The 18,996-nt window shown below is 68.7% G+C and carries 17 protein-coding genes; 10 read left to right on the forward strand and 7 right to left on the reverse strand.

Annotated features, from left to right (window positions below):
- The first annotated feature begins 5 nt into the window (after positions 1 to 5).
- Positions 6 to 353 (forward strand): DMT family protein, encoded by a 348-nt coding sequence (locus J7495_RS04920; RefSeq protein ID WP_294054964.1) that lies wholly within the window; start codon positions 6 to 8, stop codon positions 351 to 353.
- 328 nt (positions 354 to 681) lie between these two features.
- Here the strand turns inward: J7495_RS04920 and J7495_RS04925 are convergent, their stop codons facing one another.
- On the reverse strand, positions 682 to 1,086 hold the full coding sequence (locus J7495_RS04925; RefSeq protein WP_294054965.1) for a DUF1761 domain-containing protein: 405 nt from the start codon (positions 1,084 to 1,086) through the stop codon (positions 682 to 684).
- Between the two features lie 111 nt (positions 1,087 to 1,197).
- On the opposite strand from J7495_RS04925, the gene rimO reads away from it, so the two are divergent.
- The 7 genes from rimO (at position 1,198) to J7495_RS04960 (ending at position 9,606) form a co-directional block, all read left to right on the forward strand.
- Positions 1,198 to 2,529 carry a 30S ribosomal protein S12 methylthiotransferase RimO gene (gene rimO / locus J7495_RS04930; protein WP_294054966.1) on the forward strand — a complete coding sequence of 444 codons (1,332 nt, stop codon included), beginning with the start codon at positions 1,198 to 1,200 and terminating at the stop codon, positions 2,527 to 2,529.
- A gap of 30 nt (positions 2,530 to 2,559) precedes the next feature.
- Positions 2,560 to 3,987 (forward strand): serine hydrolase domain-containing protein, encoded by a 1,428-nt coding sequence (locus J7495_RS04935; protein ID WP_294054967.1) that lies wholly within the window; start codon positions 2,560 to 2,562, stop codon positions 3,985 to 3,987.
- 144 nt (positions 3,988 to 4,131) lie between these two features.
- Positions 4,132 to 4,854, forward strand: coding sequence for a hypothetical protein (locus tag J7495_RS04940; protein WP_294054968.1), 723 nt, complete (start codon positions 4,132 to 4,134; stop codon positions 4,852 to 4,854).
- Between the two features lie 137 nt (positions 4,855 to 4,991).
- Positions 4,992 to 6,383, forward strand: a complete 1,392-nt coding sequence (locus J7495_RS04945) for a M17 family metallopeptidase (protein ID WP_294054969.1) — start codon at positions 4,992 to 4,994, stop codon at positions 6,381 to 6,383.
- Positions 6,380 to 7,453, forward strand: a complete 1,074-nt coding sequence (locus J7495_RS04950; protein WP_294054970.1) for a DUF2252 family protein — start codon at positions 6,380 to 6,382, stop codon at positions 7,451 to 7,453. Before J7495_RS04945 ends, J7495_RS04950 begins: the two co-directional genes overlap by 4 nt.
- 103 nt (positions 7,454 to 7,556) lie before the next feature.
- Positions 7,557 to 8,180 (forward strand): VOC family protein, encoded by a 624-nt coding sequence (locus J7495_RS04955; protein WP_294054971.1) that lies wholly within the window; start codon positions 7,557 to 7,559, stop codon positions 8,178 to 8,180.
- 10 nt (positions 8,181 to 8,190) lie between these two features.
- Positions 8,191 to 9,606, forward strand: a complete 1,416-nt coding sequence (locus J7495_RS04960; RefSeq protein ID WP_294054972.1) for an MFS transporter — start codon at positions 8,191 to 8,193, stop codon at positions 9,604 to 9,606.
- Between the two features lie 37 nt (positions 9,607 to 9,643).
- On the opposite strand, the gene tpiA is transcribed toward J7495_RS04960, so the two are convergent.
- Positions 9,644 to 10,387, reverse strand: coding sequence for a triose-phosphate isomerase (gene tpiA, locus J7495_RS04965; RefSeq protein ID WP_294054973.1), 744 nt, complete (start codon positions 10,385 to 10,387; stop codon positions 9,644 to 9,646).
- Positions 10,388 to 10,499: 112 nt separating this feature from the next.
- Between tpiA and J7495_RS04970 the strand changes: the two genes are divergently transcribed.
- Positions 10,500 to 12,443 carry a peptidylprolyl isomerase gene (locus J7495_RS04970; RefSeq protein WP_294054974.1) on the forward strand — a complete coding sequence of 648 codons (1,944 nt, stop codon included), beginning with the start codon at positions 10,500 to 10,502 and terminating at the stop codon, positions 12,441 to 12,443.
- 5 nt (positions 12,444 to 12,448) lie between these two features.
- Entirely contained in the window at positions 12,449 to 13,936 is a 1,488-nt protein-coding gene (gene trpE, locus J7495_RS04975) for an anthranilate synthase component I (RefSeq protein ID WP_294054975.1), read from the forward strand.
- A gap of 102 nt (positions 13,937 to 14,038) precedes the next feature.
- On the opposite strand, the gene J7495_RS04980 is transcribed toward trpE, so the two are convergent.
- From J7495_RS04980 to J7495_RS05000, 5 genes are read right to left on the reverse strand one after another with little or no spacing between them, the layout of a single operon-like run.
- Positions 14,039 to 16,009 (reverse strand): glycoside hydrolase family 97 protein, encoded by a 1,971-nt coding sequence (locus J7495_RS04980; RefSeq protein ID WP_294054976.1) that lies wholly within the window; start codon positions 16,007 to 16,009, stop codon positions 14,039 to 14,041.
- 7 nt (positions 16,010 to 16,016) lie between these two features.
- Positions 16,017 to 16,754: a GDSL-type esterase/lipase family protein gene (locus tag J7495_RS04985; protein WP_294054978.1), complete on the reverse strand. Its 738-nt coding sequence runs from the start codon at positions 16,752 to 16,754 to the stop codon at positions 16,017 to 16,019.
- Complete coding sequence (locus J7495_RS04990) at positions 16,751 to 18,184, reverse strand: carboxylesterase family protein (protein ID WP_294054980.1); 1,434 nt, start codon at positions 18,182 to 18,184, stop codon at positions 16,751 to 16,753. The genes J7495_RS04985 and J7495_RS04990 overlap by 4 nt, the downstream gene beginning before the upstream one ends.
- Entirely contained in the window at positions 18,181 to 18,678 is a 498-nt protein-coding gene (locus J7495_RS04995) for a glycoside hydrolase family 2 protein (RefSeq protein ID WP_294054982.1), read from the reverse strand. The genes J7495_RS04990 and J7495_RS04995 overlap by 4 nt, the downstream gene beginning before the upstream one ends.
- On the reverse strand, positions 18,678 to 18,947 hold the full coding sequence (locus J7495_RS05000) for a hypothetical protein (RefSeq protein ID WP_294054984.1): 270 nt from the start codon (positions 18,945 to 18,947) through the stop codon (positions 18,678 to 18,680). Before J7495_RS05000 ends, J7495_RS04995 begins: the two co-directional genes overlap by 1 nt.
- Between the last annotated feature and the right edge of the window lie 49 nt (positions 18,948 to 18,996).

The following is an 18,996-nucleotide window of genomic DNA, read 5'->3' on the forward strand; positions in this document are numbered from 1 at the left end:
GCCAGATGATGGAGCGCTTGCTGCCGATCCTGCTGCTGATCGGCTCGAACCTGTTCATGACCGTCGCCTGGTACGGCCACCTCAAGTACAAGCAGGCCCCCTTGGCGTTCGTGATCCTCACCAGCTGGGGGATCGCGCTGATCGAATATTGCCTCGCGGTGCCCGCCAACCGTTGGGGGAGCAACGTCTATTCGGCCGCGCAGCTCAAGGCGATCCAGGAAGTGATCACGCTGACCGTCTTTGCGGGCTTCTCGATCCTCTATCTCGGGCAGAAGCTCAGCTGGAACCACGCCATCGGCTTCGCGCTGATCGCCGCCGGCGCCTGGTTCGTCTTCCGCGCGCCGGCGGGATAATCCACTGAGACTAAATGACGTTGTCACTCTGAACTTGGGCGTGTCATCAATTGCGAGATGGATTTGCGCGCCCCTCGACCGTCATCCCGGCGAAAGCCGGGAGCCAGGGCCGCGAGCGATGTCCTCCGTAACCCTGGGTCCCGGCTTTCGCCGGGATGACGACTTAAGGGCGCGCGCATCCCTCCCTCGCAACCTTCGAAAGCACACAATTGATGACACGCCCCTGTTTCAGCATCCAATTCTCCAAGAGCGATACGGCCCAGAGGATGGTTGGATGCTGAAACGCGTTCAGGTGACGGTTATCGGCGTGGCGATAGAACGCTTCCGATCAGCGCAGCACGCCGAACACCGCGCCGATCGTGAGGTAGATCGCCAGCCAATAGCCCGCGTCGATCAGGAACAGCGCCCGGCTCATCCGCGAGAAGAGATAGTTTACCCCGAACGCGGGGATCACGAAGCCGATCGCGACGAGCGCGACGATGATCATCGAATGGTGGAAATCCATCGGCGCGTCATAGCTGTTGAACAGATGGTCGAGCGCGAGCGCCGAGAAGAGGTTGAGCAGGAAGGTCAGCCCGAAGGTGAGCGGCAGGTTCGCGCCCTGCTTCGCGCTCTCGGGCGTGAAGCCGCGCTCCTTCATCCACGCCTTGCCGAAGATCGGCCCGTACCACAGGCCGCCCACCAAGAACCCAGCCACCGATGCGACGAGCACGGCCAGCCAATGGATCTGCATTTCCCCTCTCCCCAATCGCCATGAAGCGCGTCCCGTTTCGGGCGGCGAACGATACCCCGTAGCGGCCCCGGCTGGCAATTTCTGCACAAAGGCCTATGTCGCGCGCCGATCATGGCAACGAAGCTTCCCGAACCGCCCCGCGTGGGCATGGTGTCCTTGGGCTGTCCCAAGAACCTCGTCGACTCCGAGCGCATCCTCACCAAGCTGCGCTCGGAAGGCTATGCCATGTCGCCGGACTATGCCGGCGCCGATGTGGTGCTGGTCAACACCTGCGGCTTCCTCGACAGCGCCAAGGAAGAGAGCCTCGAGGCGATCGGCGAAGCGATCGCCGAGAACGGCCGGGTGATCGTCACCGGCTGCATGGGCAAGGAAGCCGAGCTGATCCGCGAGCGCTTCCCCAATGTCCTCGCGGTGACGGGCGCGCACCAATATGAGCAGGTCGTCGGCGCGGTGCACGATGCGGCGCCGATGCCGCCCAACGCCTTCCTGAACCTGGTGCCCGAGAGCGGGCTCAAGCTCACGCCCAGGCACTACAGCTATCTGAAGATCTCGGAGGGCTGCAACCACCGCTGCGCCTTCTGCATCATCCCGAGCCTGCGCGGCGACCTCGTCAGCCGCCGCCCCGACGCGATCCTGCGCGAGGCCGAGAAGCTGGTCGAGGCGGGGACCAAGGAGCTGCTGGTCATCAGCCAGGACACCTCGGCGTACGGGGTCGACATCCGCAAGGAGCCGCGGCAGTGGAAGGGGCACGAAGTCGTCCCCCACATGACCGACCTCGCGCGCGAGCTGGGCCAGTTGGGGGCGTGGGTCCGCCTCCACTATGTCTACCCCTACCCCCATGTCGACCAGGTCATCCCGCTGATGGCCGAGGGGCTGGTGCTCCCCTATCTCGACATCCCCTTCCAGCATGCCGCGCCGAGCGTGCTCCGCCGGATGCGCCGCCCCGCCAACGAAGCCAAGGTGCTCGAGCGGCTGCGCGAGTGGCGCGCGATCTGCCCCGACATCGCGATCCGCTCGACCTTCGTCGTCGGCTTCCCCGGCGAGACCGACGCGGACTTCGAATATCTCCTCGAATGGCTCGAGGAAGCGCAGCTCGACCGCGTCGGCGCCTTCCGCTTCGAGCCGGTCGAAGGTGCTTCGGCGAACGCGCTGCCCGATCCGGTGCCCGAGGACGTCAAGGAGGAGCGCTACGCCCGGGTGATGGCGAAGACCGCGGCGATCAGCGCGGCCAAGCTCCAGGCCAAGGTCGGCCGCGTGCTCGACGTGATCGTCGACGACGTCGATCCCGACGGCGGCGCGACGGGTCGTTCCAAGGCCGACGCGCCCGAGATCGACGGCCAGGTCTTCCTGCGCGACGCGGGGCATTATGCCCCCGGCGACATCGTCCGGGTGACGATCGAGGACGCCGACGAGCACGATCTCTACGGCGCGCCGATCGCTTGATCGCCCGACACGGGCGGCTATGACACGCGGATGATCCTCCGCCCCCTGCTCGTCGCGCTGCTCGCGCTCGTCGCCACGCCCGCGCTCGTCGCCACGCCCGCGCTCGCCCAGCCGCTCACGCCCGACGAGAGCGGGCAAGTCGACAAGATCGTCGCCGATGCGCTGGCCAGCACCGGCGTGCCCTCGGCCTCGGTCGCGATCGTGCGCGACGGCAAGATCGTCTTCGCCAGGGCCTATGGCGACCAGGGCCCGGGCGTCGCCGGCCCGGCGAGCGCCGACGCCAAATATCCGATCGCCTCGATCTCGAAGCAGTTCACCGCCGCGGCGATCCTGATGCTCGCCCAGGAAGGCAAGCTCAGCCTCGACGACAAGGTCTCGAAGTGGATCCCGGGCATCACCCGCGGCGACGAGATCAGTGTCCGCCAGCTGCTCAGCCACACCGCCGGCCTGCAGGATTACTGGCCGCAGGATTACAGCTTCGTCGCGATGGAAAAGCCGACGACGCCGCAGGGCATCGTCGACCGCTGGGCGAAGAAGCCGCTCGACTTCGAGCCCGGCACCCAGTGGCAATATTCGAACACCGGCTATGTCGTCGCGGGGATGATCGTCGAGAAGGCGTCGGGCACGACGCTGCTGAAGTATCTCGAGAAAAAGGTGTTCAAGCCGCTCGGCATGAAGCCGGTCGACCAGGACCTCGCGATCGGCAAGGGCTATCCCCAGCCGACGCACCGCTTCGCGCTTGGCCCGGTGCGCCCGGCCACGCCGGCGGCGAACGGCTGGCTCTGGGCGGCGGGCGAGCTGGCGATGAGCGCGAGCGACCTCGCCAAATGGGACATCGCGCGCATCGACCGCACGATCCTCGCCCCCGCCGACTGGGCGACGCAGGAGACCGAAGTGAAGCTCAGCGACGGCCACGGTACGCGCTACGGCCTGGGCGTGGCGGTCGCGTCGGAGAACGGCATTCCGGCGATCGAGCATGGCGGCGAGGCCGTGGGCTTCCTCTCGGACAACATCGTGCTGCGCGACAAGCGCTTTGCGGTGGTGGCGATCGTCAACGCCGATTTCGGCGACGCGCAGGGCACGATCGCCGACGGGATCATCGATCTCTTCTACCCGGTGCAGGCGCCACCGGTGGCCGAGAGCGAGGACCAGGTCCGCGACGCGCTCGCGCGCAAGGTCTTCGACCAGCTCCGCGCCGGAACGCTCGACCGCAGCCTGCTCACCGAGGACGCCAACTATTATTTCGACGCGACGGCGACCGCCGACTATCGCGACAGCCTGTCGGCGCTCGGCGACCCGCAGAGCTTCACCGCGACGCGCGGCCCGCGGCTGCGCGGCGGCTTCGTCAACCGCAACTATTCGATCACCTATGCGGGGCGGAAGCTGACCGCGGTGACCTATGCCGAGCCGGGCATCGCGGGCAAGTTCGAGCAGTTCATCGTGATGCCCGCGAATTAGTGCGTACTCTTGTTGCCATGAACGATCTTCGAGATCAATTACGCGGTTGATCTTCGATGCGTCTGCAAACGCTCCCCAAGTAACGCTTGTTGCTCTGCACCTGCGTAGTAATATCCAGTCGGATCATGCAAAGGGGGCTGGAGGGTGCGCAAGGGGGAGATTATCGCGCTTGTCGTCGCGGTCATCGGCGTCGTTTTTGCGGCGCTTGCCGTTCCGATTTTTCAGGGACCCATAACGCGGTTCTTCCACAGCATTGGTTGGGGGAGCGATGCGCCCGCAACGCAGCCGGAATCATCCTCCAATATCGCCTCGCCGCCCGATAACGAGAGTCGAGCACCGGCAAACGACCACGATCGAAACGCGATGGGTGAGGTTCAGGACACGCCAGCCACGTCGGCTTCTTCGACACCTACCCCCACTCCCGCGCCCACACCGTCACCCTCTCCGACACCGACTCCCCCGAAAATCGTGCCCGGAAACGGTCAGGCGGCAGACCGATCCTGTACTCCCTACTCAAGGGTCGTCCTGATCTTCTCGCGCAGTTCGAATGCTGACGGAGCCTTCAATCAGGTTGAGAGCAATCTCGACATCCAGATGAAGAACTGTTCGGGTTCCAACTTTACTGCCGTTTTCGATACCGGAGCTGAAACTTCCTATGCCTATGAGGGTACGCTCACCGATCAAGCCATTCATTTCGATTTCGGCTATGATCAGACTTACTGGAGCAACAAACGCGGTACCCGGGTCAAATGCACCGCCGATGGCACCATCACCGATCAGAAAAACGTCTACGAAGGATCGTTGCTCTGCCACTGGTACGAACAAACGTTGCGACCCTTCGGGATCGTGAAGATCATCGTCCGCTAGCTTCGGATTTTCATCAGCTCGGGACATGCTTCGCGGGGCGTTGCGGTTGAGGTGCGGGCATCCTCCCTCTCTCTCCCGATCACACAAATCGCTTCTTCATGCTGGCGAATTGCGACCTGCACGCCTAGATCACCCGCATGCCCGACTTCTCCCAGCTGATTCAGCCCGATCGCGGCCAGGCCGCGCGCACCATCCACGTCATCGATGCCGCCAGCTACGACGCCTGGCTCGCCGCGAGTCCGCCGCGCCACCGTGCCGCCGCCGCCGCGCAGAAGCTCGCACCCACCGCCTATTCGAGCGCGATCCTCCCCGGCGACGCGCCCGAGGACTGGTCGGTGGTGACGGTCGCCGCCAATGCCGCCAAGCTCTCGCCCTGGTGCCTCGCCAAGCTCGCCGAGAGCCTGCCCGAAGGCAGCTATCGCGTGACCGGCGCGGAGCCCGGCCAGGCGCTCTACGGCTGGCTCACCGCGCAGTACAGGTTCGACCGCTATCGCAAGGACGACAAGGGCCAGGGTCCGCGCGTGCTGCTCAGTTCCGATCCCGCGCGGCTGGACGAGACCGTCCGCCTCGCCACCGCCGCCTGCAAGATCCGCGACTGGGTGAACCTCGGCGCCAACGACTTCGGCCCCGGCGACGTCGAGGCTGCGGGCGCCGAGATCGCCAAGGCGCACGGCGCCGAGTTCAGCGTGGTCAAGGGCGCCGACATCGAGAAGGGCTATGGCATGCTCTGGGCGGTCGGCAAGGCCGCGGGCAAGGGCCGCGAGCCGCGCCTCGTCGAGATCCACTGGGGCAACCCCGCGCATCCCAAGGTCGCGATCGTCGGCAAGGGCGTGTGCTTCGATTCGGGCGGGCTCGACATCAAGCCCGCCGCGGGCATGCGGCTGATGAAGAAGGACATGGGCGGCGCGGCGCATGCGCTTGCGCTCGCCGAGCTGATCATGGGCGCGCGCCTGCCGGTGCGGCTCCACATGCTCGTCCCCACGGTCGAGAATTCGATCTCGGGCGAAGCGACGCGCCCGGGCGACGTGATGGTCTCGCGCAAGGGCGTGACCGTCGAGAATTCGAACACCGACGCCGAGGGCCGGTTGATCCTCGGTGACGCGCTCACCAAGGCGGCCGAGGAATCGCCTGAGCTGGTGATCGACTTCGCGACGCTCACCGGCGCCGCCCGCGTGGCGCTGGGCACCGATCTCCAGGCGCTGTTCGCCAACGACGACACGCTCGCCGCCGACCTGCTCGCCGCGGCCGAGACCGAGGCCGATCCGATGTGGCGCCTGCCGCTCTACGCGCCGTACGAGGACCAGCTGAAGTCCGACGTCGCCGACATGGTCAACGCCGCCGAGGGCCCCTGGGGCGGCGCGCTGACCGCTGCGCTGTTCCTCAAGCGCTTCGTGCCCGAGGGCGCGCAATGGGCCCATCTCGACATCTTCTGCTGGAACGGCAGCGCCAAGCCGGGCCGCCCCAAGGGCGGCGAGGCGGCAGGTCTCCGCGCCGTGTGGAAGATGCTCAAGGACCGCTACGCCGGATGAGCGCCGGCGAGCCCGGCCTGTCCGAGCTCGCCGACTCGATCGCTGCCTATGAGTCCCGGATGCGCGCCGAGCTGGGCGACCGGTTCGACGCCGAGGGGCTCGAGCGCAAGCACAAAAGGATGCGCGAGCATCCCTTCCTGTTCCTGCGCGCGACCTGCTGGCGCTGGGCGGAGGCCGCGCCGCTGATCTGCCCCGAGCTGATGGATGCGCCACGCGCGCCCTCGGTCGGCGATGCGCACGCCGGCAATTTCGGGCTGTGGCGCGATGCCGGCGCGCGGCTGGTGTGGGGCGTCAACGACTTCGACGAAGCGGCGCGGCTGCCGTGGCCGCTCGACCTGGTGCGGCTCGGCGCCAGCATCTCGCTCGCGGTGCCCGACTGGAAGGCGGATGCGATCGCCGATGCGATCCTCGACGGCTATCGCGAAGGCGCGGCGGCGCCTGGGCCCTGGGTGCTCGAGCGCGACCATCTCTGGCTGCGCGACGCCTTCGCGGCGAACGACGCCCAGCGCGAAGGCTTCTGGGCCGAGCTCCAGCAGGCCGAGCCGGCGAGGGTCGTCCCGCCCGAGCTGCGCGACGCGCTGGTCGCGGCGCTGCCCGAGCCTGGGCTGGAGCCGGTCTTCTCGAAGCGCGAGGCGGGTGCGGGCAGCCTCGGCCGCGGGCGCTTCGTCGCCTGGTGCGAGCATCGCGGCGGGCCGCTGGCGATCGAAGTCAAGGCGATGCTGCCGTCGTGCTGGCAGGCCGGCCGCGAGCCCGGCCTCGCCGATACGATGCTGCGCGGCCGCCATCGTTCGCCCGACTTCTCCTGCCGTTACGGCGCGCGCTTCGTGGTGCGGAGGCTCGCGCCCAACAGCCGCAAGCTCACCTTCGCCGAGATCGGTCGCGCGCTGGCGGGGAAGCTGGTCCGCGCGATGGGCACCGACCTCGCTTCGATCCATGCCTGCGAGGCGGAAGCGCAAGCCGCTGTCCGCGCCGACCTGAAGCATCGCCGCGGCCACCGCTGGCTCGCCGACGCGATCGAGCGCGTCGCCAGATGGACGGTGAAGGAGCACAAGGCCTACGCCGCCACCTAGCCGTCATTCCGGCGAAAGCCGGGATGACGATTCAAGGATGGACGTTTGGCACCCTGTTCGCCGGGTAGGGAAATTCCCCCCTAGCCGCGCTAATACCCCGCTCATGCCGCGCGGTCGCCCGCCTCATCCCGACCAGCTGACCCCGGCCGAGTGGCGCGTGGTCGAGTCCGTCCGTCACGGCCTCACCAATCCCCAGATCGCCCGGCGCCATTCGATCGGCGTCGACGCGGTCAAATACCATATCGCCAACGCGCTCGCGAAGCTGGGGTTCGCGAGCCGCGCCGAGCTGCGCCGCTGGGACGGCGTCCGGCGCGACAGCCGCCTGTTCGCCACGGAGATCGACATGGACCAACCCGTCACCCTGGGCCCGATCGGCCAGATCTCGCGCCACGTCCGCGACATCGAAGCGGCCCGGCATTGGTATGGCGAGGTGCTGGGTTTGCCTCACCTCTATTCCTTCGGTACCCTCGCCTTCTTCGATTGCGGCGGCACGCGGCTGTTCCTCTCCCAGAGTGCCCCGGCCAGCGACGATCCGCCGCCCGAATCGATCCTCTATTTCCGCGTCGCCGACATCCGCGCCGCGCATGCCCGGCTCTCGGCGCGCGGCGTCGCGTTCAGCCAGGCGCCGCACATGATTCACCTCCACGACGACGGCACCGAGGAGTGGATGGCCTTCTTCGCCGATCCCGAGGGACGCCCGCTGGCGATCATGGCGCAGGTGGCTTAATCGGGAGGGCGTGAGCACCACGCCGCCCTCCTGCGATTCGGCCCAGGCCCAGGCCGGACCCGGCGGCAAGGCTGCGCACCCGACCTGGGTGCTCGTCGCCTGCATCCTTTCGTCGAGCCTTGCCTTCATCGACGGTTCGGTGACCAATGTCGCGCTCCCCGCGATCGGCACCGACCTCCACGCGACCGCCGCCGACCTGCAATGGACGGTCAACGCCTATCTCCTCCCGCTGTCGGCGCTGCTGCTGCTCGGCGGCGCGGCGGGGGACCATTTCGGACGACGCAAGCTGCTCGTCGGCGGGGTGCTGGTGTTCGCGCTCGCCTCGGTCGCCTGCGCGCTCGCGCCGGGGCTGGCGCTGCTGCTCACGGCGCGCGCGGTGCAGGGCGTCGGCGCGGCGATCGTGCTGCCCAACAGCCTCGCGATCCTCGGCAGCAGCTTCGAAGGCGAGGCGCGCGGGCGCGCGATCGGCACCTGGGCGGCGACCAGCGCGATCGCCGGCGCGGTGGGCCCGCCGATCGGCGGCTGGCTGGTCGACACCGTCGGCTGGCGCTCGATCTTCTACGTCAACGTGCCCGTTGCCGCCTTCGCGATCCTGCTCGCGCTGCGCTACGCGCCCGAGAGCAGCGAGCGCGGCGAGAAGCTCGACTGGCTGGGCGGCGTGCTCGCGACGCTGGCGCTGGGCGAGATCGCCTGGGGGCTGACGATCTGGTCGAGCATGCACGGGTTCAGCATGGCGGCGGGCGTGTCGCTCGCGCTCGGCATCGCGCTGACCGCGGGGTTCGTGCTCCACCAGAAGCACCTCGGCGACCATGCGATGATGCCGCTCGCGCTGTTCGGCAGCCGCGCCTTCGCGGGGCTGAGCCTGCTCACCTTCCTCGTCTACGGCGCGCTCGGCGGGCTGCTGGTGCTGCTCCCCTTCGTGCTGATCGAGGCGGGCGGCTATTCGGCGCTGAACGCGGGATTCGCGCTGCTGCCCTTCCCGCTCGCGGTGAGCCTCGCCTCGCGCTTCATGGGGCGGCTTGCGGGCCGGCTCGGCGCGCGGCTGCCGCTGACCTTCGGACCGGTGGTGACCGGGATCGGCTTCGCGCTGATGGTGCGGATCGAGCCGCAGGCGAGCTATTGGACGAGTACGCTGCCCGCGATGCTGGTGATCTCGCTCGGCATGGCCGCGACTGCGGCGCCGCTCACCACCGCGGTGCTCGCCTCGGTCGATTCGAGGCACACCGGCACTGCCTCGGGCTTCAACAGCGCGATCGCGCGCACCGGCGGACTGATCGCGACCGCAGTGACCGGCGCGGTGATCGCCTCGGCCGGCGCGGCGCTGGTCGCGACCTTCCATGTGGCGGCGCTGGTCGGCGCGGCGATGGCCTGGGTATCGGGCGCCGCAGCCTGGCTGACGCTGCCCCGAAAGGCGTCCGAGAGCTAGTCGCCCTCCCCTAAATCGTTGTTTGCCAGACCCTTGCCTAAACCGAGGCCGCGGCTTCGATGATCGGCACGAACTTCTCCGCGGTCAGGCTCGCGCCGCCGACCAGCGCGCCGTCGACATTGTCGGTCGCGAGGATCGCGGCGGCGTTCGCGCCGGTCACCGAGCCGCCGTAGAGGATGCTGATGCCGTCCGCCGCATCGCCCACCATCGTGCGCAGCTTGGCGCGCGCGATCGCGTGGATCGAGCCGATCTCGTCGGGGGTCGGGGTCTTGCCCGTGCCGATCGCCCAGCGCGGCTCATAGGCGAGCGTCAGCCAGTCGCCGCCCGCGCCGTCGGGGAGCGACTTCTCGATCTGCGACTGGACGATACGCTCGGCACGGCCCGCGTCGCGCTCGGCGTCGGTCTCGCCGCAGCAGAGGATCACCTTGAGCCCGTGCCGCCGCGCCGCCGCGGCCTTGGCCCAGGCGTCGTGGCTGGTCTCATGCTGGTCCGAGCGGCGCTCGCTGTGGCCGACGATCACCAGGCTCGCGCCCGCTTCCACCAGCATCGGCGCCGCGATGCAGCCGGTGTGCGCCCCCTTGTCCGCCTCGTGCACGTCCTGCGCGCCGATGGGCAGCGCGCCCGCGACCTTCGCGGCCTTCTCGATCAGCGTGAACGGCAGGCAGAGCGCGACGTCGACGCCCGGATTGGCCGCTGCGGCCGCGGCGATCGCCTCGACCTGGGGCAGGTCCGCGTTCAGCCCGAACATCTTCCAATTGCCGGCGACCAGCTTGCGACGCATATCTTCCTCCCTGCCTCGCCCCGCGGATAGCGATCCGGAAGGCGAGCACAAGCTTGAAGGCTGCGTCTCGGCGCCCTAAAGCACCGCGACATTCTCAGATCGATCGGGATCCATGCTCAGCTTCTTCCGCAACTTCATCAAGTCGCCCATCGGCCTGATCACCGTGTTCGTGGTGCTCGGCATCATCGCGGTCGCGTTCATGCTTACGCCCGGCGTCCCGGGCCTGGATACGATCGGCGCAGGCGCCGGCGGCCGGGTCGTGCTCGCCAAGGTCGGCGACAAGGAGATCACCGAGAGCGACGTGCGCCAGCAGATCGACCTGATCCAGCGCGGGATGCAGCAGCGCGGCCAGGCGTTCAGCATGAACGAATTCCTGGCGCAGGGCGGTTTCGAGGCGGCGCTGCAGCAGCTCATCTCGGCGCGCGCGACGGTGGCGTTCCAGGAGAAGAACGGGATGGAGGTGAGCAAGCGGCTCATCGATTCGCAGATCACCTCGATCCCCTCCTTCCAGGGCCCGGACGGCAAGTTCGACCAGAAGGCGTTCGACGAGTTCCTCCGCCGCCAGCGCTTCACCGCGCAGCAGGTCCGTTCGGACATCTCCGACAGCATCTACCAGGACTGGATGCTGATGCCGCTGCTCGGCAAGGGCGCGGTTCCCGACAATCTCGTCGCCTCCTATGCCGGCCTCCAGCTGGTCCGCCGCTTCGGCAAGGCGGCGGTGGTGCCGACGGTGATCGACACCGCGACCACGCCCGACGACAAGGCGATCGCCGCCTGGTACAACGCGCACAAGGCGACCTACATGGTCCCCGAGCAGCGCGTGATCCGCTACGCCGCCGCGACGTTCGACGCGATCAAGGCCAAGTCGGCGCCGACCGATGCCGAGGTCGCCGACGCCTATAAGAAGGCGGCGGACCGCTTCGCTGCCAAGGACAAGCGAACCGTCCGCCAGCTCGTGCTCTCCGACCAGGCGACGGCGAACCGCATCTTCGGCGAAGTGAAAGGCGGCAAGGCGATCGCCGACGAGGCCAAATCGCTCGGCCTCGAGGCCGGTAATTTCGAAGCCGTCGAGAAGCCCGACCTCGCCAAACAGTCCACCGCTGCGGTGGCCGACGCGGCCTTCGCCGCCAAGCAGGGCGACGTCGTGGGTCCCGTGCGCACGCCCTTCGGCTGGGCGGTGCTCAAGATCGAGAAGGTGGAGAATGTCGCAGCCAAGTCGCTCGCCGACGCGCATGACGACCTCGTCAAGGAGCTGACCGAGAAGAAGACGACCACCACGCTCGTCAATCTCCGCCAGGCTGCCGATGATGCGATCGGCGACGGCTCGAACTTCAACCAGCTGCTCGGCCAGCTCAAGCTGACCGCGCAGACGCTGGGCCCGGTCGCGGCCGACGGCACCAACCCCGCCGATCCCGCCGCGAAGCCCGATCCGGCGATGGCCGCGATCATCCGCGCCGGCTTCACCAGCCAGCCGGGCGACGATCCCAAGGTGGTGCCGACCGCCGAGGACGGCAGCTTCGCAGTGGCGATTCCCGATCGCGTGATCGTAGCCAAGCCCAAGCCGGTCGCCGACGTCCGCGAGGACGTGATCAAGGCGATCCGCATCGACGCGGGCATGAAGCGCGCGCAGGCCAAGGCGAAGGAGATCGTCGCCAAGCTCAACGCAGGCGTCGCCTTCGAAAAGGCCTTTGCCGATGCTGGCGTGCCGCCGGCGGGAATGAAGGGCTTCGACTATGTCGTCGGGGAGATCGGCAAGAGCGGGAAGCCGACGCCCGAGACGATCGCCTCGCTCCAGGTTCCGCTCAAGAAGGCGGCAGCGCTGCCCAACGAGAGCGGCAGCGGTTATCTGGTGATCTACACCGAAGGCGTCGAGGAGCATGACGCCAAGGGCAACCAGGAGCTGATGGGCCAGGTCCGCGCCCGCCTGCTCCAGCTGTCGGGCAACGAGCAGCTCGCCGAGCTGGGCGATGCGATCCGCCGCGACCTCAAGATCGTGCGCAACGAAAAGGCGATCGCCGCGCTCAAGGCCGCGCTGCAGCGCGACGCCGCGCGCTGATCGCGATGATCGAGGGCGCCGATGCCGCGCGGGCGGCGCTCGCCGATGGCCGGCCGGCGCTGCTCTGGCGGCGCATGGTCGCGGACACCGAGACGCCGGTCGCCGCTGCGCTCAAGCTGATCGAGCCGGGGCGCGGCGACTTCCTGCTCGAATCGGTCGAGGGCGGATCGGTGCGCGGGCGGCACAGCCTGATCGGGCTGGCGCCGGACCTCGTCTTCCGCGCGACCGGCGAGGCGGCCGAAGTCAATCCGCACTGGCTGACCGACCGCGAGGCCTTCGCTCCCTGCCCGGAGCCGACGCTCGCGGCGTTCCGGTCGCTGGTCGCGAGCTGCCGGATGGCGGTGCCCGCCGAGCTGCCGCGCGCGCTCGCCTGTCTCGTCGGCTATTTCGGCTATGAGACGATCGGGCTGGTCGAGAAGCTGCCGCGCGCCGTGCCCAATCCGATCGGCGTGCCCGACATGATCTTCGTCCGCCCCACGGTGGTGCTGATCTTCGACCGGCTGGCCGACACGCTGTTCCTCGTCTCGCCGGTGTGGCCGGGCGGGGACGTCGAGCTCGCCTCCGAGCGGATCGATGCGGTCGCCGCGCGGCTCGCCACCGCGACGCTGCCCGCGCCGGTACGCGCCGAGCCGGTCCAGATCGACCTCCAGCCGGTGCTCCCGGAGGGCCGCTATGCCGAGATGGTCGCCGCGGCGAAGGAATACATCGGCGCCGGCGACATCTTCCAGGTCGTGCTCGCCCAGCGCTTCACCGCGCCCTTCACGCTGCCGCCGTTCGAGCTCTATCGCGCGCTCAGGCGGGTCAACCCCTCGCCCTTCCTCTATCACCTCGACCTGCCGGGCTTCTCGCTCAGCGGCTCGAGCCCCGAGATTCTCGTCCGGGCGCGCGACGGCGAAGTCACCATCCGCCCGATCGCCGGCACCCGCCCGCGCGGCAAGACCGCGGCGGAGGACGAAGCCAACCGCGCCTCGCTGCTCGCCGATCCCAAGGAATGCGCCGAGCATCTCATGCTGCTCGACCTCGGCCGCAACGACGTCGGCCGCGTCGCGGAAGCGGGCAGCGTGCGCGTGACCGACAGCTACACGATCGAATTCTACAGCCATGTGATGCACATCGTCTCGAATGTTGTCGGCCGGCTGCGGCCCGGCGCGGACTCGCTCGACGCGCTGTTCGCGGGCTTCCCGGCGGGCACGGTGAGCGGCGCCCCCAAGGTCCGCGCGTGCGAGATCATTGCCGAATTGGAGGCCGAGACGCGCGGGCCCTATGCCGGCGGCGTGGGCTATTTCTCGCCCGACGGATCGATGGATTCGTGCATCGTGCTCAGGACCGCGCTGGTGAAGGACGGCGTGATGCACGTCCAGGCGGGCGCCGGCATCGTCGCGGATTCGGACGCGGCCTATGAGCAGCGCGAATGCGAGGCCAAGGCGCGGGCCTTGCTCGCGGCGGCGCGCGAGGCGATCGCCCAGGCGGGCGAGGCGGGGTTCGGGCAGTAATCTTCAATCGTCATCCCGGCGAAAGCCGGGACCCAGGGCCGCGAGCGACTTCCTCTATAACCCTGGGTCCCGGCTTTCGCCGGGATGACGGCTGAGAGAATATCATTTCACCGGTCGGATCACCATCGCAGCCCCACCCGACCCGGCCATCTGCACCGTGACCGTGTCCCCCGCCGCCACGGTCCGCACGGTCTTCACCACCGCATCGGCCTTGTCGCCGTCTGCCCAGAGCGTCGCCTCGAACCTGCCCTTGCCCAGGAACCCCAGCGGCAACGCCAGGCTGCGCGGGCTCTCGGTGTTCATCGCGCCGACGTACCAGGTCTTCCCCTTGCGCCGCGCCACTGCGACCGATTCGCCGATCTCGCCGCCGATCCAGCGCGTCTCGTCCCAGCTCGCGGGGATCGCCTTGACGAACTCGAACCCCGCCGGGCTCTCGGCATAGATATCCGGGCTGTCCGCGACGCTCCCCAGCGGACTGAAGAACACCACGTACATCGCCAGCCCCTGCGCGCGCGTCGTCTGGACGAAGGGCAGGTCGTTGCGGATCTGGAAATCCGCAGGCGTGCGGTTGCGGAAGCCGCCCGGCGTATAGTCCATCGCGCCGAGCAGCCCGCGGGTATAGGCCAGCATGACGTTGTGCGTGGCGGTCACCCGCCGGCTCCACTTGTTGTACTCGGCGCCCATCACGCCTTCCTGGGTGACGAGGTTCGGATAGGTCCGCGCGAGGCCACGCGGCGGATAGGCGCCGTGGAGGTCGACCATGATCTTATGGCGTGCCGCGGCGGCGAGCAGCTTGGTATACCAGTTCACCATCCACTGGTCGTCGCGGTCCATGAAGTCGACCTTGATGCCCGCGATGCCGAGCTTCTCGTAAAGCGTCAGCGCCTCTTCCATCTGGTCGTCGATCGCGAGCCAATGCGCCCAGAGCCAGAGCTTCACCCCCTTGGACGCCGCATAGGCAGCGACTTTCTCGATATCGATCGGATCGTTCCAGCGGGTGATGTCGACTCCCGGGCGGCGCACCCCGCCCCCGCCTGCGCCAGCATACCAGCCCTCGTCGATCATCGCATAGGGCAGGCCGTTCCCGGCGGAGAAGTCGATCAGCGCCTCGGCGACTTCGGTGCTGGTGCGCTTGCCGGGGTATTTCGAGATCACCGGCCCGTTCCACCAGTCCCAGCTGGTGAGGCCGGGCTTGATCCAGCTCGTGTCCTCGACGCGGCTCGGGGTGGAGAGATCGGTGATCAGCGTCGAATCGATGAGGCTGCCGGGCTTGTCCCCCAGCATCACCACGCGCCACGGCGTGACGATCGGGCTGCCGATCCGCGTGTGCACCGCGATGCGGAAGTCGTCGAGCGAGGGCGAGAGCTTCAGCTGCAACCCCGGCCCGCCATCGCCGCGGCCGGTCAGATACATGCCCGCGAAGTCGAGCAGATCGGCCTCGGCGAGCGCGAAGGCGGCCTTGCCCGTGTCGCAGACGAAGGGCAGGTCGAAGAGATTGTGATCGCGTAGCCGCGTGATGTCGACGGGATCGAACTCGCCCTCGTGGCTCGAGCCGAACTTGCCGACGTTGAACCCCCAGCATTTCCACGACTGGGCGAAGTCGCTCGGGAAATAGAAGCCCGTGCGGTCGTAGCGGACCACCGCCGCGGCCGTCGTCGGCTGGATCGGGATCACCGTGCGGAAGGCGACCCCGCTGTCATAGGCGCGCACGAGCACGTCCATCCGCCGCTTCGCGCCGGCCTTCTCCTGATAGTGGACGGTGAGCTGGTTGTACTGGTCGCGCCCCTCGGCGGCCTTGCCGGCGACGATCGCATAGTGCGTGTCGGCGCTCGCGGTCTCCGATCCGGTGACGGCCATGTTCCAGCCGAGCGTGTAGTCGTCGAGGTCGAGGAGGATCGGCGACGGCGCGATCACCGTCGTGCCGTTCCGCGCGACGCTGTAGAGCGGGTTGCCCGAGGCGTTGGCGCCGATCGTCACGCTGTTGGTCCCGTCGGGCGAGACGACCTTGAGCGGGTCCGCCGCGGCAGGGAAGGAAAGCAGCAGCAGCGCGAGCGCGCCGAGGAGCAGCCTCATGCCGACTTCACGCCTTATGCGCCGCGAGGATCGGGCCGAGCACGCTCGCCATCGCGTCATAGCCCGCTTCGGTGGGATGGACGCCATCCGACGCCAGGCCCGGCTTCATCGCGCCCTCGGGCGTGGCGAGCACCGGCGTATAGTCCACCCAGGTGCAGCCAGCCTCCTTTGCATGGCCCTTCAGCCAGGCGTTGATCGCGCGGATCGGCGCGACCGTCTCGAGCCCGGGGCGCCAGGGGAAATGGTCCGCCGGCGGGGTCGAGGCGAGCAGCACATGGATGCCGTTCGCCTTCGCCAGCGTGACCATCATCCGGAAATTGTCGAAGCTCTGGTCGAGCGTGATCTTGCCGGTGTTGCCCGCGATGTCGTTGGTCGCCGCCATGATGTGGACGAGGCGCGGCTTGAGATGGACGACGTCGGCCATCATCCGCAACACCATCTGCGGCGTCGTCTCGCCGCCGATCCCGCGGCCGATCCGGCCCGGGGTGAAGAAGCCCGGGCGCTTCTGCGGCCAGCCCTCGGTGATCGAATCGCCCATGAAGACGACGTCGACCTTCTGCCCGCTCGCGATCAGCGCCTCGTTCGCCTCGGCATAGCGGCCCAGCCCCGGCCAGTCCTCGCGGAGCATCCGGTTCCATTTCTCCTCCCACGTCTCCTCCTTGGGCGCGGGTACCGTCTGGGCGGCGGCGGCGAGCGGGGCGGCGAGCCCCGCGATCAGCAGCGAACGGCGAGCGAAACGAGTCATAGCGCCTCCAGATAGGTGCAGATGGTGGTGCGCAGCCTGGCGTCCTGCGTCACGCCGCGCTTGTCGAACAAGATGTGTCGCTTCGCCGCGGCATCGTAGCGCGGCCAGCCGGGCAGGCCCGCGCCGTTGGGATCGCCGGTGCGCACGAAGTTGATCCAATAGTCCTGCAGCGATACCGCCGGATCGCCGAAGCGCAGGCGATCGAAGACATAGGCGAGCTCGGCATTGTGCGAGGTCATGCCCCCGCCCCGCGCGAGGTCGAACTCGTAGCGCCACACCGGCGCGCCGCGCGACGACAGCAGATCGGCGAGCCGGCCGCTGGGGCAGCGGAAGATCCAGTCGGTCCAATATTGCATCTCGGGGATGCCGAGCCGCTCGTCGCTCGTCCGGTAGAAGTCGCGCGCGACCGCCGCTTGCGCACCGAAGGCCCGCGGCAGGTCCTTCTCCCAATCCACCTCACCCGCCTTGGGCCCGAACTCGGCCCGGTTCGAGCCGATGATCACCGGCCGGCGCGGCGCGGACGCGAGCAGGTCGCGGGGCGCCTTCGGGAGCGCTGCGCCGTCGACCAGGCTGCGCAGCCAGCGGAAATCGTCGCCGATCGAGCTCGGATCGCGCAGCTTCCTGTCTGCGGCGAGCAGCTCGGCAACCGGCCGCCGCCGCATCTCGGCGAGCGACCCGCCGAGCAGCGCCGCCGCCTGGTCGCCGAGCGCGAACGCCGAGGCGAGCGATCGCGGCGGCATGCCGAAGCCCGGCGTGCCGCTCTCCATGATCGCCCGCGCGAACAGCCCGCGCGCGGCGGGTGCGGCGAGCAACAGCGACACGTCCTGGCTCCCTGCGGATTCGCCGAAGACCGTCACCGCCGCGGGATCGCCCCCGAACCTCGCGATGTTTGCCCTGATCCAGCGCAGCGCCGCGATCTGGTCCATCAGGCCGTAGTTGCCGGCGTGCCCATCCGCCTCGGCCGCGGCGCCGCGCGGCGCCAGCCAGCCGAGCATGCCGAGCCGATACTGGACCGCGACGAGCACCACGCCCTGATCGGTGATTCGCGACTGCACCGTGCCGCGCGCCGATCCGGCGAAGTTGCTGCCGCCATGGATCCACACCATCACCGGCCGCTTGCCCGCGAGCCCCGGCGTGCGCACGTCGAGCGTCAGGCAGTCCTCGCTCGCGGTGGCGGCGGAATCATGGTTCCAGCCGGCGTCGTTCTGCGGGCAGGCGGGCGCATTGGGATCGTCCTTGCGAACACCCTTCCACGCCGCCACCGGCCGCGGCGCGCGCCAGCGGTTCGCTCCCGCCGGCGATCCGGCATAGGGGATGCCGCGGAAGATCACCGCGCCGCCGCCGGCCGCTTCGCTCCCCGCGACGGTGCCGCCGGTCACCGCCACCTGCGGCATGGCGGCGAGCAGCGCGAGGCCGGCGACCAAGCTCATGGTGCGACGTTCCAGCCATCGAGCTCGAAATGCGCTTCCCTCGCCGAAGCCGGATAGCGGACCTCGATCGTCCGCGTCTCGCCGGGGAGCAGCGTGACATCATTGTCCGAATAAAAAGCCGGCAAGATTCGCACGCCGCTGCCGTTCACCAGCATGAGCTTGACGTTGAGCGCGGGCGTCGGACTCCGGTTCGCCAATTCCACGCGCACCACCCTTTCCTGGCCGCCGGCGACCGCCACTTCGCTGGCGGCCAGGGTTATCGCGACCTTGGGCAGGCCATCCAGCGCACGGTAGTCGGCGAGCGTCCCGCCGCGCCAGTAGAAATTGTCCGAGACGAGCGCGCCCGTGCCGTCGGTGAGGCGCCGCGACACCCGCACCATCGGATCCTTGGCGAAGATCGTCTCGAGCGGCACCGCGGCGAGCGCCGTCGCGCGGTTGGCGAGCGCATCGAGCCCGGTCGATTTCGCATGGAGCTGGCGATTGTCGAGGCTCATCACGCGCAGCAATTGGGCGTGGTCGGATCGTCGATCGCGATGAGCATCGCATGTCCGTCCCGCACCGAATCAGGCCAGACCCAGCTGGAGATCGAACAGGCCGCCCCTGCGCGGACCAGCGCATCGGCATCCCTGAGGTCACGCTCGATGCCGACGCCGCCCTGGAGGAAACGCGCGTTGTACCGCCCGCCGTTCTCCGGCACCTGCGCGGCGGCGGGCGACGTCGCACAGGCAAGCAGGGCCAGCAGCCCAAGGGCAGCGTTGCGCATCGTTCCTCCCCGGTCGTATCGGCGCCGGCCGCCCGGTCCCTGGGCGGCC

The organism is Sphingomonas sp., from assembly GCF_017745215.1.
In the GTDB taxonomy this organism is placed as follows: Bacteria; Pseudomonadota; Alphaproteobacteria; order Sphingomonadales; family Sphingomonadaceae; genus Sphingomonas.